Origin of the sequence: Streptomyces acidicola, assembly GCF_009377235.1 — a bacterium.
GTDB classification, from domain to species: Bacteria; Actinomycetota; Actinomycetes; order Streptomycetales; family Streptomycetaceae; genus Streptomyces; species Streptomyces acidicola.
Window position 1 is genome coordinate 1 of record NZ_VMNX01000495.1, and the last position, 1,843, is coordinate 1,843.

Genomic DNA, 1,843 nt, shown 5'->3' on the forward strand with positions numbered 1-1,843 from the left:
CGGCGGGGGTGTTCGGATTCGTGTGTGCGGTGGTCGTCGGGGTTGGGGACGGGGTGTTCATCGGGCCCGCTCCTTTTCCGGGGCGCTCGCCGCGGCGGCCTCGTCGACCAAGTGCAGGAACGCGGCTTCCACGGTCTCGGCGCCGGTGCGGGTGCGCAGGGCGTCGGGGGTGTCGTCGGCGAGGAGACGGCCCTCGCGCATCAAGAGGAGACGGTGGCAGCGCTCGGCCTCGTCCATGACGTGGGAGGAGACCAGCAGGGTCGCGCCGCGATCTGCGGCGATGGTGTGGAACAGAGTCCAGAGGTCTCGGCGGAGGACGGGGTCCAGGCCGACCGTGGGTTCGTCGAGGACGAGGAGTTCGGGGGTGCCCAGGAGGGCGACGGCCAGGGAGACGCGGCTGCGTTGGCCTCCGGAGAGGTTGCCCGCCAGGGCGTCGGCGTGGGAGGTGAGGTCGACGTCGGTGATGGCTCGGGTGACGGTTGCTCGGCGGCGCTCGGCGGCGGCGCGCCCGGGGTCGAGGATCGCGGCGAAGTAGTCGAGGTTCTGGCGGACCGTGAGGTCGTCGTAGACGGAGGGGGCTTGGGTGACGTAGCCGATTCGGGAGCGAAGGGGGGCAGCGCCGGCAGGGAGGCCTAGGACCTCCAGGGTGCCCATGACCTTGGCCTGGGTGCCGACGATTGCCCGCATCAGGGTGGACTTGCCGCACCCGGAAGGGCCGAGCAGCCCGGTGATCTGGCCGGGCGGGACGGTGAAGTCCAGGGAGCGCAGGACCGTGCGGGGGCCGCGGACGACCGAGAGGTCCTGGGCTCGAACGGCCGGGGGGTCGGGCGGGTCCGACGCGGAATTCATCATGCGATGAATAGTGCGCCTGTGGGGTGAAGGCGTCAAGCCAGGGCGCCTGGACTTCGCGGGGCAGGGCCTGTGGTCCTCGTGCGGGTGCGCGGGCATGGGAGGGAGCGCGGGCATGGGACCGGAGAGAGGTGGTGGTGCGGGTGGTCGGCGACGCCGCGTTCCTGTGGTTGCCGGAGCTGCTGGACGGGGTGGAGGGCCTGGGGCAGTCGGACGGAACGAGGGTCAGGGGCGGGGTACGACGATCAGTACGACGTCGTAGACCTCTTCGACCATGCCGCTCGGGAACGTGTCGAGGAGGAGGGCGCGCTCCTCCGCGAGGAAGGTGTGGGTGGCCTCCTCACCGAGGACCAGGAAGACCGAGTGGCTGCCGATGTTGGCGAGGTGGGTGTCGATCGGGACGGTGCGGGTCCAGCGGAGTTCGCGGAGGGTGCAGTCCGGGTGGTGCGGGGCGCCGGCGAACACCTCTTCGGTACGGGCGCGGCGGCCTGAGCCGCGCACCGAGGTGGGGTCGCCGCCGATGTACGCGTTGATGCGTGCGTACTGGGCCGCGATCCAGGGGACGTCGGGGGCGCTGGTGTTCCACCAGAGGGCCAGTGCGCCGCCCGGGCGCAGGACGCGCATCGCCTCCGGGAGGGAGCGGGCGGGGTCCGTCCAGTGCCAGGCCTGGGCGTAGGTGATGAAGTCGGCGGAGGCGGTGGCCAGGGGGAGGGCGTCGCCGTTGCCTCGGATGATCGGGATGTGCGGGTGAGTGCGGCGGAACTGGGTCGTCATGCCGTCGCCCGGTTCCACGGCGAGAACGTGGGCGCCGCGTTGGTGGAGGAGCGTGGTGGCGATGCCCGTGCCGGCGCCCACGTCTATCGCGCGTGAGCCCGCGAGGGGGCGGGTCGCGATGTTCTCGATCGCGTCGAAGAGGGGTGGTGGGTAGGAGGGGCGGTTTGCGGCGTACTTTGCTGCGGCGGCGTTGAAGGAGTGGGCGTGGGTGGTGCGGGAG

General features: G+C 71.8%; 2 protein-coding genes. Both read right to left on the bottom strand.

The features are described 5' to 3' along the window. Window positions 1-57: 57 nt before the first annotated feature. Entirely contained in the window at window positions 58-852 is a 795-nt protein-coding gene (locus tag FPZ41_RS46305; protein ID WP_152870876.1) for an ABC transporter ATP-binding protein, read from the bottom strand. Between the two features lie 222 nt (window positions 853-1,074). Then, window positions 1,075-1,843: class I SAM-dependent methyltransferase (locus FPZ41_RS46310; RefSeq protein WP_152870878.1), on the bottom strand; the 769-nt coding region annotated here is incomplete at its 5' end.